The 12,728-nt window shown below is 56.3% G+C and carries 13 protein-coding genes; 8 read left to right on the top strand and 5 right to left on the bottom strand.

Annotated features, from left to right (window positions below; translation table 11 throughout):
- The first annotated feature begins 3 nt into the window (after positions 1-3).
- Positions 4-249: a hypothetical protein gene (locus E7Z62_00590; GenBank protein MBE6521621.1), complete on the top strand. Its 246-nt coding sequence runs from the start codon at positions 4-6 to the stop codon at positions 247-249.
- Positions 242-1,783: a tRNA uridine(34) 5-carboxymethylaminomethyl modification radical SAM/GNAT enzyme Elp3 gene (locus tag E7Z62_00585; GenBank protein ID MBE6521620.1), complete on the top strand. Its 1,542-nt coding sequence runs from the start codon at positions 242-244 to the stop codon at positions 1,781-1,783. Before E7Z62_00590 ends, E7Z62_00585 begins: the two co-directional genes overlap by 8 nt.
- On the opposite strand, the gene E7Z62_00580 is transcribed toward E7Z62_00585, so the two are convergent.
- The gene (locus tag E7Z62_00580; GenBank protein MBE6521619.1) at positions 1,784-3,982 is read right to left on the bottom strand and encodes an AAA family ATPase; all 2,199 of its coding nucleotides are present in this window, start codon (positions 3,980-3,982) and stop codon (positions 1,784-1,786) included.
- A gap of 152 nt (positions 3,983-4,134) precedes the next feature.
- Here E7Z62_00580 and E7Z62_00575 point away from each other — a divergent pair, with 152 nt between their 5' ends.
- The 4 genes from E7Z62_00575 to purQ all read left to right on the top strand — a co-directional run bounded on the left by E7Z62_00575 (position 4,135) and on the right by purQ (position 8,020).
- On the top strand, positions 4,135-4,527 hold the full coding sequence (locus E7Z62_00575) for a hypothetical protein (protein MBE6521618.1): 393 nt from the start codon (positions 4,135-4,137) through the stop codon (positions 4,525-4,527).
- A 106-nt stretch (positions 4,528-4,633) separates the two neighbouring features.
- Entirely contained in the window at positions 4,634-4,873 is a 240-nt protein-coding gene (purS, locus tag E7Z62_00570; protein ID MBE6521617.1) for a phosphoribosylformylglycinamidine synthase subunit PurS, read from the top strand.
- A 4-nt stretch (positions 4,874-4,877) separates the two neighbouring features.
- Complete coding sequence (gene purL / locus E7Z62_00565) at positions 4,878-7,205, top strand: phosphoribosylformylglycinamidine synthase subunit PurL (GenBank protein ID MBE6521616.1); 2,328 nt, start codon at positions 4,878-4,880, stop codon at positions 7,203-7,205.
- Positions 7,202-8,020, top strand: a complete 819-nt coding sequence (gene purQ / locus E7Z62_00560) for a phosphoribosylformylglycinamidine synthase subunit PurQ (GenBank protein ID MBE6521615.1) — start codon at positions 7,202-7,204, stop codon at positions 8,018-8,020. Before purL ends, purQ begins: the two co-directional genes overlap by 4 nt.
- Before the next feature lie 24 nt (positions 8,021-8,044).
- Here purQ and E7Z62_00555 read toward each other — a convergent pair whose 3' ends face one another.
- The 3 genes from E7Z62_00555 to E7Z62_00545 all read right to left on the bottom strand — a co-directional run bounded on the left by E7Z62_00555 (position 8,045) and on the right by E7Z62_00545 (position 9,755).
- Positions 8,045-8,701 (bottom strand): DUF120 domain-containing protein, encoded by a 657-nt coding sequence (locus E7Z62_00555; protein MBE6521614.1) that lies wholly within the window; start codon positions 8,699-8,701, stop codon positions 8,045-8,047.
- Between the two features lie 89 nt (positions 8,702-8,790).
- Positions 8,791-9,159 (bottom strand): hypothetical protein, encoded by a 369-nt coding sequence (locus E7Z62_00550; GenBank protein MBE6521613.1) that lies wholly within the window; start codon positions 9,157-9,159, stop codon positions 8,791-8,793.
- A complete protein-coding gene (locus E7Z62_00545) occupies positions 9,156-9,755 on the bottom strand; it encodes a DUF998 domain-containing protein (GenBank protein MBE6521612.1) in 600 nt (199 codons plus the stop codon). The genes E7Z62_00550 and E7Z62_00545 overlap by 4 nt, the downstream gene beginning before the upstream one ends.
- Before the next feature lie 68 nt (positions 9,756-9,823).
- Here E7Z62_00545 and E7Z62_00540 point away from each other — a divergent pair, with 68 nt between their 5' ends.
- Positions 9,824-10,588 carry a GTPase gene (locus tag E7Z62_00540; protein ID MBE6521611.1) on the top strand — a complete coding sequence of 255 codons (765 nt, stop codon included), beginning with the start codon at positions 9,824-9,826 and terminating at the stop codon, positions 10,586-10,588.
- Between the two features lie 84 nt (positions 10,589-10,672).
- On the opposite strand, the gene E7Z62_00535 is transcribed toward E7Z62_00540, so the two are convergent.
- Positions 10,673-11,917 (bottom strand): AAA family ATPase, encoded by a 1,245-nt coding sequence (locus E7Z62_00535; protein ID MBE6521610.1) that lies wholly within the window; start codon positions 11,915-11,917, stop codon positions 10,673-10,675.
- Positions 11,918-12,027: 110 nt separating this feature from the next.
- Here E7Z62_00535 and E7Z62_00530 point away from each other — a divergent pair, with 110 nt between their 5' ends.
- Positions 12,028-12,504 carry a TIGR00270 family protein gene (locus tag E7Z62_00530; GenBank protein ID MBE6521609.1) on the top strand — a complete coding sequence of 159 codons (477 nt, stop codon included), beginning with the start codon at positions 12,028-12,030 and terminating at the stop codon, positions 12,502-12,504.
- The last annotated feature ends 224 nt before the right edge of the window (positions 12,505-12,728 follow it).

Raw genomic sequence — 12,728 nt, 5'->3', positions numbered from 1 at the left:
GGCTTGGATGGGGAATACGTCGTATCCGTCGGATCCAAGTACCGTGTGAACCACGGCGATGAGGAGCTCACAACAGGTATTTTCAAGGGCTATTCCGCAATGGGTTCGGAGACAATGATGGTCTTCGAATTGGAGGACAAGACCCTCAGATTCATAAATCTGGCACAGATAATCTACCTAGACCTTCTCGAGGATGCTCCCAAGAAGCAGACCAAGAAGAGGGAAACCGGCAGCGTGTACTATGGATGAGCGCATAGCGGCACTGTCCGAGGAGATCATCGATGCGGTCAAGACGCATCGCGTCAAGGACCGCGACGAGCTGCAGAATCTCAAATTGAAGCTTTCTAAGAAGTATGACCTAGGCACGGTACCGAAGAGTTCGGAGATCCTCGCCAACGTCAAGGACGAGGACCGTAAGCTCCTCACCCCGTTTCTGATCAAGAAACCGATGCGCACGATGAGCGGAGTCGCCGTCGTCGCGGTGATGTCATCGCCTTTCGACTGCCCTCACGGGAAGTGTGCATACTGTCCCGGAGGGGTGGCGAACAACTCCCCGCAGTCGTACACGGGTAAGGAACCGGCCGCCAGGCGTGCCGGAAGGAATGATTTCGATCCCTTCAAGCAGGTCTCCGATAGGATCAAGCAGCTTACGGACATAGGACATCAGACGGACAAGATCGACCTGATCATAATGGGAGGGACGTTCACCTGCAGGGACCCGGAATACCAGGAATGGTTCGTCCGCAGATGCTTCGATGCCATGAACGGCATCGATTCCATAACGCTGGGGGAGGCCCAGGCATTGAATGAGCTCTCCGAGCACAGATGCGTCGGCCTCACGGTCGAGACACGTCCCGATGTCTTCGACGATTCCCAGATCGAAAGGTCGATGAGGCTCGGCGCCACAAGGGTGGAGCTGGGCGTGCAGATCCTGGACGATGACATCCTTGACAGGGTCGACCGCGGCCACAGGACCGATGCGGTGCGCGACTGCACGAAGCGCTGCAAGGATCACGGTCTGAAGATATGCTATCACCTCATGCCCGGACTGCCGGGGTCGTCACCGGATCATGATCTGGAGTGTTTCAGGAAGGTCTTCGATGACCCGAACTACCGCCCGGACATGCTGAAGTTCTATCCCACTTTGGTCGTAGACGGCACAAAGGTGCTCGAATGGTGGAAGGAGGGCTCATACAAGCCCTTGGATACCGATGAGGCGGTCGATCTGCTCTGCAGGATGAAAGAGGCCGTTCCCGAGTATGTGAGGATCCAACGCATCCAGAGGGACATACCCGTGCCCCAGATCACAGCGGGGATCATGAAGAGCAACATCCGCCAGCTCGTCGCCGACGAGATGGAGAGGCGCGGGACCGAATGCAGATGCATACGCTGCAGGGAGGTCGGCCACAGAGGTATCAAACTGGAGGATCCCGACAAAGTATCGCTCAAGATAACCGAATACGACGCCAGCGGAGGTAAGGAGTACTTCGTCGCTCTGGAGTATGAGGATTCATTAGTTGGATACGTGCGCGTGAGGGTCGACGATAATCCGGTTGCCACGATAAGGGAGCTGAAGGTCTTCGGTAAGATCGTATCCATAGGCGAGGATGGTGACGATTGGCAGCACAGAGGCTACGGGAAGACGCTCGTGGCAGAGGCCGAGCGCATCGCCAAGGAGAACTCCAAACAGGGTATCCGCGTGACCAGCGGCGTGGGCGTCAGGAAGTACTACGAGTCGCTGGGCTTCCGTAAGTCTCTACCTTACATGCAGAAGGACTTCTGATCATCCGTAGAACGGGACGTTATCCCATCCGGAGCGGCGCTTGTTGAGGTCCTTCCCGATCTTGTCGTAGTTCTCGAACATGCGGGAATCCACCGACGGGACTACATTCTGAAGTGCGCCGTCGAAGTCATCCGCGGAGACGAATTCAGCGCCGTTGTTCTTGCGGTATGCGGTCAGTCCGGCCTCTCTGCACAATGCGGCAAGGTCCGCTCCCACGTATCCGTCCGTCTTGGATGCGATGTATTCGAGGTCCACGCCCATAAGGGGCATGTTGCGCGTGTGTACCTTGAGGATGTGGAGACGCGCCTTCTCGTTCGGTTTTCCGACCAGAACGAGCTTGTCGAATCTTCCCGGCCTGAGAAGGGCGGGATCGATCATGTCGGGCCTGTTGGTCGCTCCCATGACCATGACGTTGTTGAGGCTCTCCACCCCGTCCATGGACGTGAGCATCTGGGCGACGACCTTCTCCCAGGCGGAACTGTCCCCGCTCCCGCGAATAGGAGCGATGGAATCCAGTTCGTCGAAGAATATGATGCACGGGGCCATCTGCTTGGCCCTCTTGAATATCTGGCGGATCGCCCTCTCGCTCTCCCCGAACCATTTGCTGGCCATCTCGGGGCCGTTGACAGTGATGAAGTTGGCCCCAGCCTCGTTGGCGATGGCCTTCGCGATGAGCGTCTTACCTGTCCCCGGGGGACCGTAGAGCAGGACGCCTTTGGCGGGGGTTATCCCTAGCCTCTCGTAGGACTTGTTGCCCTCCTCGGGTACGAAGGCCTCCTCGATCTGCTTGCGGACATCGTCCAATCCGCCGACGTCCTCCCATGTGACCTTGGGGATCTCCACGAGGACTTCCCTCATTCCGCTGGGCTCCACGTCGGCCAGAGCCTCCCTGAAGTCGTTCATGGACACCTTCATGTTCTCCAGGATCTCGTTGGGGATCGGTTTGTCCAGGTCCAGGTCCTTCATGTGCGATCTGACGCACTTCATCGCTGCTTCCCTGCATAATGCGGCAAGGTCGGCGCCCACGAATCCCTGAGTCATCCCGGCCAATGCGTCGAGGGACACGTCCTCGGTGAGCGGCATCCCCCTCATGTGGACGTTCAGGATATCGCTGCGGGCCTTCCTTCCGGGGATACCTATCTCGATCTCCCTGTCGAACCTACCCGGCCTCCTGAGGGCGGGATCTATTGAGTCCTCCCTGTTGGTGGCCCCGATGACTATGACGTTGCCCCTGTCCCCGAGCCCGTCCATGAGCGTGAGGAGCTGTGCGACGACGCGCCTCTCCACCTCTCCGGACACGGAGTCCCTGTTGGGGGCTATGGAATCTATTTCGTCGAGGAATACTATGCTCGGGGTGCTCTCAGATGCCTCCTTGAATATCTCCCTGAGCCTCTCCTCGCTCTGTCCGTAATACTGTCCGATGATCTCCGGTCCGCGGACCGAGAAGAGCTTCGCACCCGACTCGTTGGCGACCGCCTCCGCTATGAGGGTCTTACCTGTACCAGGAGGTCCGAACAGAAGCACTCCTTTGGGTGCTCCGATGCCCAATCTCGTGAACAGTTCGGGGTGCTTGAGGGGGAGCTCGACCATCTCCCTGATCCTCTTCAGCTCGTCGTCCAATCCTCCGACGTCGTCGTATGTGATCTGCTTGCCGGAGGATGTCTTGACCGTCTGCTTCTGAGCGGAGTCCTTGATGACTATGTCCGTGCGCTTCGTGACCATGACGGGTCCGCCCGGATTGGTGGATGAGACGTTGAACGTGGACCTGTTGCCCATGAGGGCGACGTTGGGGACGATAATGTCGATCCCGGTGACGAGCGGCCTTCCCTGAAGGCCGTTGGAGAACACTTCTTCGATCCCCTTCCCGAAGCGGATCTTCTTCCCGTCGGGGATGTTGGGCGATAGGGTGATGGATATCGCTTCCTTCGGGACGCATTTCCTCACGGTGACGTTCTCATCGATGGATACCCCGGCATTCGTCCTCGTCAGACCGTCTATGCCTATGAGGCCGTGCCCTTCCTCGTCTATGGAGCTGGGGAAGACCTTGGCGACCACTGTCCTTTTGCCTACGATCTCCACGATGTCTCCGATTTCGAGTTCTAGTTCGCGGCGGGAGGCACTGTCCAATCTGGCGCGGCCGAATCCCGATTCCGCCTGACGTTGCGGCATGGCAACCTTGAGGACTATGGATTTAACCATCGTAGTACCAGATGTCTTCTGCCGTCTTAAAGATGGCTATGGTTTCGGTACATATCGGGGTGCTCTAGTTGATATCAACGGGCCGGCGGTGTCAGCTATCGACTGATGGTAATCCTTTAATTTGTTGGACGAATCTTCCAAATAGGCGAAATATGGCTCCTAATCCAACAACCGTCAAGATAATTGTCGTCATCTTCGTCGTGGCAATCGCAGTCGTCTTAGCGGTCGTGTTCTTCAACCAAGAGCCCGAGGAGGAGCTGCCTTACGAGGTCGAATACAAGAGCAAACTCGGCCAGCTCATCGTCCGCCAGACAGACGAGATCCCCGGCGATTGGTGGTTCGGGGACGTCTACTACGAGGATCCGGAATCCGGCGAGACCGTATACATATTGCAGCAGGAATACACGTCTCTCGGATGGGGCAAAACCTCATTCAGGATTATATCGGAGTCTCTGGTGAATCTGGACGAACGGACGTATACCGTTGAGCTCTTCAACGACTATCTAGATCCCCTCTTTTACAAGATAGTGGTGGAATCCTCGTAATCCAACACCGTTTCGCGTATTATCAGCGGTCGCCCCCTTCGTAAACCCGCGGATGCGATGCCCAATCCAGCGATTCCTTTTATTGTCGCACGCGATAGGGATGGGCATGGCTGTATTAGAGATCAGAATCGAGCTCAAGAAAGGCGTTGCCGATCCTGAAGGAAAGAACACTAAGAAGACATTGGAATCGCTTGGATTCAAGGGCCTCGGAGAGGTCAAGACCGTCAAGCTGTTCGAGATGGAGATCGACCTGCCTCCGGAAGAGGCGAAGAAGGCCGGCGAGGAGATGTGCAGAAAGCTCCTGGCCAACCCCGTAATCCAGAACTACAAGGTCACGGTGAGATGATCCAATGGCAGATCTGATGGTCAAACGCGACGTCCCCTTCCCGTTGTTCGACGTGAAGATCCTGGATGCCTCAGACGAGGAGCTCAAGCAAGTATCCTCGGACATGGCATTGGGACTCTCCGTGGACGAGATGAAGGTGGTCCGCGATTATTTCAAGAAGGAGGGCAGGGACCCCACCGATGTGGAGCTCCAGTCCCTCGGTCAGGCATGGAGCGAGCACTGCTGCTACAAGAGCAGCAAGCCGATCCTCAGGGAGTTCGTCTTCGGACTGGACAGGGAGGACATCCTCTCCAGGGGAGACGCCGGTGTCATGGTATTCGACGATGACTACGGTTACTGCCTGAGGATAGAGAGTCACAACCACCCCTCCGCAGTGGAGCCGTACGGAGGTGCCGCCACAGGTATCGGCGGAATCCTCAGGGATGTTGTGTGCATGGGTGCGCAGCCCATCGGACTGGCCGATCCGTTATGCTTCGGCCCCATAGACTACAGCGGGGAGATCCCTCCCGGAACAAAGCACCCCAGGTATCTGGTAAACGGTGTCGTGTCCGGTATCAGGGACTACGGAAACCGCTGCGGAATCCCCACGATCACAGGAGGATTCTTCTTCGACGAGAAGTACACCGGCAACTGCCTTGTGAATGTGGCATGCCTCGGAATCGTCAAGAGGAAGGACCTTGCCAACAACTTCGCCGGAGGGCCCGGCGAGGTCATGATACTCATAGGCGGCCGTACCGGCCGTGACGGTATCCACGGAGTCAACTTCGCGTCCGCCGACCTTACAGCCACGTCGGACGAGGATTCCAGGGGTGCCGTCCAGCTGGGAGACCCCATCACCAAGGAGCCTGTCATGCATGCATGCTTCGAGGTCAACGCCAAGCATCTCATCACGGGAATGAAGGACCTCGGAGGAGGCGGACTCAGCTGCGTCGTCGGAGAGATGGCGCTGGAAGCAGGCTGCGGAGCCGATGTCGATCTTGAGAAGGTCCCGCTGAAGGAGCCCGGACTCGCACCCTGGGAGATATGGGTGTCCGAGTCGCAGGAGCGTATGATGTGCACCTGCAAGCCCGAGAACGTGGAGAAGGTCCTGGAGATCTTCGACATGTGGGATGTGCTGGCCACACCCATCGCCAAGACCACGGACAAGAGGCGCACACGCCTGTTCTGGAACGGCGAGCTGATATTCGACATGGACCTGGAGTTCCTGACCGGAGGACCGGTCTACAACAGGCCCTACACCCTTCCCAAGGTCTCGAGCAAGGCCAACGAGAAGTTCCCCGCACTGCCTTCCGACAAGGAGGTCATCCTGAAGATGCTGTCCGATTTCAACGTGGCATCGAAGGAGTGGGCCATCAGGCAGTACGATCACGAGGTCCGTGCGAGCACCGCCATCCACCCGATGGTCGGAAAGCTGAACGAGACCGGTCCCGGAGACGCATCGGTCCTCCTGCCGGTACCCGGCAGCAAGAGGGGATTGGCAGCAGCCATAGGATGCAACCCGTGGTTCTGCGAGGCCGACCCCTACAAGGGCGGAATGGCGGCCATCGACGAGACATGCAGGAACATAGTCGCCGTCGGTGCGATGCCCAACGCGTTCACCGACTGTCTCAACTTCGGAAACCCCGAGATCCCGGAGAGGCTGGGAGTGTTCAGGGAGGCAGTCAGGGGACTGGGAGAGATCGCACGCGAGCTCAACATCCCCATACCCTCCGGAAATGTCAGTCTCTACAACGAGGCGCCCGGTGGAAAGCACATCCTTCCCACGCCCATGCTGCTCGGATGCGGTATCATCGACGATGTAACCAAAGCCGTCACAGCAGACTTCAAGAGGGCGGGAAGCTGCATCTTCATAGTCGGAAAGACCAAGGACGAGATGGGAGCATCGCTCCTGTTCAGGAAGTTCGGCGGAGTAGAGGGAGAGGTCCCCGGAGTGGACATCCCCGCACTGAAGAGGAACATGGCCAACCTGCTGAAGGCAATGGACAAGAGACTGGTCCTCAGCTGCCATGACTGTTCCGACGGAGGATTGGCGATCGCAGTGGCCGAGATGTGCATCTCAGGTCAGATCGGGGCCGAGCTCGACCTTTCCGCAATGGAGGGCGATCTCAGGAGGAACCTGTATTCCGAGAGCAACAGCCGTTGGATCGTCGAGGTCGACGGAAAGGACGTCACGGAGTTCACACAGATCATGGGCGACGACGCGCAGATCATCGGAATCACCAAGGGCGATTCCCTGAAGATCAAGGACAACGGAACCGAGATCCCCGTCTCAGAGATGAGGAAGGCTTGGAACGATCCCATTTGGAACATCATGGGAGGTGGTTCCCAATGAAGGCAGAGGATGTAAGGGTATGCGTCATACGCATCGAAGGTACGAACTGCGAGGACGAGATGGCCAACGCATGGAACATGGTAGGTGCGAAGGCGGAGAAGGTCCATCTCAAGCAGCTGATCGGACAGGCACCCGCCGACATGAGGCGCAGCCTGGAGGACTATGACGTACTGGCCTTCCCCGGAGGATTCTCTGCAGGGGACTACGTACGCGCAGGAGCGATCTTCGCAGCGAGGATCAAGGCCGGTATCGGCGGCGATGTGAAGAGGTTTGTCGAATCGGGCAAACCCGTCATCGGAGTCTGCAACGGATTCCAGATCCTGGTGGAGCTTGGTCTTCTGCCCGCCTTCGACCAGGTCATGGCTGACGAACCTAATGCTGCGCTGTACAACAACGTGTCCGGAAGGTTCGAGTGCCGTCCGACCGTCCTTAGGAACGACAACAAGGGCAAGTGCATCTTCACCAAGTGCATCCCCGAGAAGAAGACGCTGATGATCCCCTCCGCACACGGAGAGGGTAACCTCCTGAGCCTGGACCCTGATTTCGTCCAGAAGCTCGAGGACAACGACCAGGTCGTCTTCAGGTACGTCCGCCCGGACGGTTCCGACGCCGACTATCCCTGGAACCCCAACGGATCCCCCTCGGACATCGCAGGTATCTGCAACCCGGCCGGTAACGTCATGGGTATGATGCCCCATCCCGAGCGTGTGATGACCAGGTTCACGCACCCCGATTGGACCAGAGGATACGACACGGAGGAAGGGGACGGAAGATGCGTCTTCGAATCCGTTATCAAACATTTGGAAAAGTTCTGAAAACGAGGCGGGGGAAACCCCGTCTCATAATATTGCCTTGATGTCGACCTTGTCGCCGTCCACCAGGCTGAGAGTCCTGCGTACGCTGCAGGGTGCGATGATCTCCAGGATGTCCACGTAATGGGACCTCTCGGGGACGATGATGGCGCATTCGATGTTGTGGATCTTGCACCTGTATGCGATGACACTGCCGAAGCTCCTTCCCTCGCTGATGAAACCGTCAATCATGATCCCGGAGGTGCTCCTGATGATGTCCAGCTTACCGATCTCTTCGGGATAGATGCGGACGTTGAAGGTACCCTGGAAGGGCGTGAACCCGAGCTTCTTCTCGAACTGCGTGAGGTAGCCGTCCTGACAGATGTAGTATCCGCCCTCACCCATTCCGCTAACGACCTCTCCGCGGAGGATGAGGTGGTCGCTCTTCTCGAATATCCTGCGGTATTCGGAGTACTCCTTCTTCATCTCCTCCACACCCTTGCTCGTGATCTTGATGCGCTGCTTTCTGGCGCCCAGATCCCTGACGATGTATCCCTCGTCGATGAGTTCCAAAATCTTTTTGGAGGCTGACTGTTGACTCATCATGAGGTTCTCCCCCAATTCTCTCGAGGAGAGCATGATGTAGTCGTCTAGGGCACCCATGAGTGCGAGCTTCCGAAGGGCGAAGGTGTGCTTACCGTCCATAACGTCGATTCGGTATATTTTACCAATTTAAAAGATGATGATATTAATCTTGAAGAATAATAATGGGGTCCTTTCGGACCCTTATGGTTTCAGATGACTCTGTTGGCGTCTACGTAATCCTTTGTGCTGGAGAAGTTTCCGATGATGATGCAAACGACTCCAAGGATTGCGAGGAGTATAGCGAAGTATATGGGCAGGGCTTCGTAGATACCGCCGATGATGGAGGCTGCGGTCGCAATCGCTGAGAGAACAACGATTGTGTTGCCTTTTACAGGGCTGTAGGATGTGAAGCTGCCAGCGACGCCGAAGAACACCACGGCAACCGCCATGTCGACTCCGACAAGGCTGGTGGAATCGACGCTTCCATCCCAGGCCATGGCCATGGAGATGAATGCGCAGATCGCACCCAGGAAAGCTGCCGCCATTCCCAGTTTCATTGTGTTGGGCATTTCGCTCATTCTGTTACCATCCTGTTATCGGATTCCGTATTATAATCATTGCTGAAGGACAGCGAGACTCCCTGGGTGAACATCCACACGCAGATGGCGAATACGGAGATGACTTCCGTTCCCGGCAGATCGAATCCGGGCATGGAACCGTAGGATATGAGCAGCACTATGATACCGACAGACATTGAGAGGAATCTCCTGTTCCTGTAATCCCCGATGAGGCCCACGATTATCGCTGCGGTCATCATGAGGAAGTATCCTATTGCGACGGGGATGTGGACGCTGGTGTCCTTGTTGAACAATCCGACCGCGACTAGAAGCACCCCGGCCAGGATCAGGAGGAATCCGGTTGCCGAATCCAGTCCGTGCTTCATCATGTATTTTCCGAATCCGAAGAATGCTGTGAATATCCCTCCGATGATGCAGGTAACGGTGAAGACCATCCTGGCGAAATCATCTTCAGAGATACCTAGGTCGGAGAGGGTATTGATGTTAAATGTCCAACTGCCGTCTGCAAAGATCGCTACAGTGAATGCCAGGGGTACGAAGGCACCCACGAGCATAACGACCAGAGAGAACGGTGCCGTGCCCGTTTTAGAGAACATGGTCGAAAGATTGCATACTTATTTTATATTGATTTCCCGTGCAATCATCAGAACAGGTCGTTGATCACTTGAAGTTCTTGTTTTTCATCGGTACAGCCGGCAGCGGGAAGAGTACTCTGGTCGGAGCGTTCAAACAGTGGTGCGACGATGCCGGCGTGGATACCGTCATCGTCAATATGGATCCCGGGGCGGACGCATTGCCCTACACCGCGGACGTGGACATCAGGGAATGGATCTCCCTCGATGAGGTCATGAAGGAGTACAACCTCGGGCCGAACGGAGCGCAGATTGTCGCGGCGGACCTGATGGCCGTGAACATCAACAAGATGAAGGACGTCCTGTCGGGATACGAGACGGATTACGTCCTCGTGGACACGCCGGGACAGTTGGAGCTGTTCGCTTTCAGGGAGTCTTCTAACGTCCTTGTCGATGCGTTCGGAAGGGAAGATTCCATGCTTATCTACCTGTCCGACCCTTCTTTGTGCAAGTCCCCTAACGGATTCGTCACAGCAATGGTCTTGGGTGCGCTGGCACAGTTCAGGCTCCAGCTTCCCATGATGAACCTTCTCTCTAAGGCGGATACCCTCAACGAAGAGGATGAGCAGAGGATGCTCGATTGGTATTCCGTACCCGATGCGCTCTACGGCGACCTGCTAGATGCGGATATGAACCCCGAGACCGTGGTCGGCATGGAGCTCTTCAAGGCGATGGAGAACACGGGCGTCTTCGGAGAGATCCGTTCGGTCTCTGCGGAGACATCGGTCGGTCTCGAGGAGATCTACGCTGCCGCGCAGCTGTCGTTCTTCGGCGGAGAGGACAACGAGAAGTCCTGACGATGCTCTGTAATGTTGGAGAAAACGGTCCTACCGTTTTGCCGATAAAGAATAATGGGGGCAGAGCCCCCTTTTGTTACAGTTTTATTGGAACATGTATGCGGGAGCAGGGTTGGCCTTGTTCCTTCCAGCTTCCATGACCTTTTCCTTGGCGTTCATGAAGTCGCGCTCGTTGGCCTTGTTCCTTCCGTCCCTGATGGCGAGCATTCCCGCCTCGGTGCACATGTTCTTGATCTCCGCTCCGGAGAGTCCCTCGGTCTGCTCGGCGAGCTTCCTCGCGGAGACCTTCTTGTCCACGTTCATGTGACCGATGTGGATGCTGAAGATCTGCGTCCTAGCTTCCACGTCGGGGAGACCGACATCGATGATACGGTCGAATCTTCCGGGCCTCAGGAGTGCATCGTCCAGGATATCGGGCCTGTTGGTCGCTCCGATGATCTTGACGTCCTTGATCGCGGTGAATCCGTCCATCTCCGAGAGGAGCTGCATGAGGGTCCTCTGGACCTCCCTGTCTCCGGATGTCGCGACGTCGAGCCTCTTTCCTCCGACGGAATCCAGTTCGTCGATGAATATGATACTGGGTGCCTTCTGCTTCGCCAGGTCGAACAGGTCGCGGACGAGCCTTGCACCCTCTCCGATGTACTTCTGGACCAGTTCGGATCCGACCAGTCTGATGAAGGTGGCGTTGGTCGCGTTCGCGACAGCCTTGGCCATCAGGGTCTTTCCGGTTCCCGGAGGCCCTACGAGGAGGACTCCCTTCGGGGGTTCGATACCGATCTTGGCGTAGAGTTCGGGCCTGAGCAGCGGATCCTCGACGGCCTCACGGAGCTCCAGCATCTGCTGCTTGAGTCCTCCGATGTCGTCGTAGGTGACGTTGGGCTTCTCCAGCACCTCGGCTCCCGAAACGATCGGGTCGACGGATGCGGGGATGACCTCCATGACGGCCAGGGTCTGCTTGTTCAGTGTGACCCTGGATCCCGGGATCAGTGTCTTGGGGTCGATGTAATCGGACAGTGCGACGACGAAATCCGGTCCTGTAGAACTCTTCACGACAACACGGTTGTTGGGGAGGATATCCCTGAGGCTTCCGATGATGAGCGGAGGAGTCTTGAGCCTCTCCATCTCGCCCCTGAGCCTCGCCAGGTCCTTCTGGAGCCTGAAGAGTTCCCCTTCAGCGTAACGCTTCTCGTTCTCCGCGTTACGAAGGTCCTCTACAAGCCTTACGTTTCTGTCTTCCAGAGTGACGATCTTAGCTTTGAGTTCCGCGACCTCGTCAGTGAACGTCTGATCGAGGTCCTGTCTATCGATTATGGTCTCGTCGTTGCTCATTGAACCGTCATAAAGTTCGGCTACAATATAATAATGCGCTTGAATCCTTCGATTATCTTACCATTATTGTTATTTACAACCGCTCCGATTGGTGACGCATGATCTGCGAAATGTGCGGAAAAGAGGTCCCCCTGACCAAGACGGTCATAGTGGAGGGAAGCAGGCTGAACGTGTGCCCCAACTGCGCCAGGTTCGGAGAGGACTACAGGTCCAACCAAAGCGGTGCCCCGATATCCTCGTCCGTCATAGACCAGAGGCTCGAGAAGCGCGAGAAGAGGATGAAGACCAAAGACATCTACGCCGGCACGTCATCCACCGAGCTCGTCGACGATTACGGCGGGGTCATCAGGGAGGCCCGTGAGGCCAAGGGAATGGATCTCGAACAGTTCGCCGCGTCCATCCTCGAGAAGAAGGGAACCATCGCCAAGATCGAATCCAACTCGCTGGTCCCCGATGATAAGATCATCAAGAAGATCGAGAAGGCATTGGGAATCAAGCTCACCGAGACCGTCCAGTCGGGAGTTTCCGTCGGTGGCGGGAACAACAGCAACAAGATGACCCTCGGCAACTTCATCAAGAAGGAGTGAAACTTTATTTTTCAAACTCTGGCACACAGCCTTCGTGTGTCAGAGATTCATTTTTATCGATTCTATTCACGGCCATCGTGCCATGTTGATGCTAATAGAAAGTAGAGTATGATTCATGGTCTATTCAGACCATGCCGAAAATCGGCATTACGGGAGACATCCTTCGAGTAATCTGTCATTTCACAACGGAGGTTAGTAGTTTTATAATCCGTTGGATGATAATT

This window comes from Thermoplasmata archaeon, from assembly GCA_015063285.1.
Lineage (GTDB): Archaea > Thermoplasmatota > Thermoplasmata > Methanomassiliicoccales > Methanomethylophilaceae > Methanoprimaticola.
This window is presented reverse-complemented; position numbering and strand designations above follow the sequence as displayed.

Coding starts and splice junctions, on each gene's coding strand:
- E7Z62_00550 (MBE6521613.1), bottom strand. CDS start 9,159: ATGAGCGAAATGCCCAACACAATGAAACTGGGAATGGCGGCAGCTTTC.
- E7Z62_00535 (MBE6521610.1), bottom strand. CDS start 11,917: ATGAGCAACGACGAGACCATAATCGATAGACAGGACCTCGATCAGACG.
- E7Z62_00530 (MBE6521609.1), top strand. CDS start 12,028: ATGTGCGGAAAAGAGGTCCCCCTGACCAAGACGGTCATAGTGGAGGGA.
- E7Z62_00575 (MBE6521618.1), top strand. CDS start 4,135: ATGGCTCCTAATCCAACAACCGTCAAGATAATTGTCGTCATCTTCGTC.
- purQ (MBE6521615.1), top strand. CDS start 7,202: ATGAAGGCAGAGGATGTAAGGGTATGCGTCATACGCATCGAAGGTACG.
- E7Z62_00585 (MBE6521620.1), top strand. CDS start 242: ATGGATGAGCGCATAGCGGCACTGTCCGAGGAGATCATCGATGCGGTC.
- E7Z62_00545 (MBE6521612.1), bottom strand. CDS start 9,755: ATGTTCTCTAAAACGGGCACGGCACCGTTCTCTCTGGTCGTTATGCTC.
- purS (MBE6521617.1), top strand. CDS start 4,634: ATGGCTGTATTAGAGATCAGAATCGAGCTCAAGAAAGGCGTTGCCGAT.
- E7Z62_00555 (MBE6521614.1), bottom strand. CDS start 8,701: ATGGACGGTAAGCACACCTTCGCCCTTCGGAAGCTCGCACTCATGGGT.
- purL (MBE6521616.1), top strand. CDS start 4,878: ATGGCAGATCTGATGGTCAAACGCGACGTCCCCTTCCCGTTGTTCGAC.
- E7Z62_00580 (MBE6521619.1), bottom strand. CDS start 3,982: ATGGTTAAATCCATAGTCCTCAAGGTTGCCATGCCGCAACGTCAGGCG.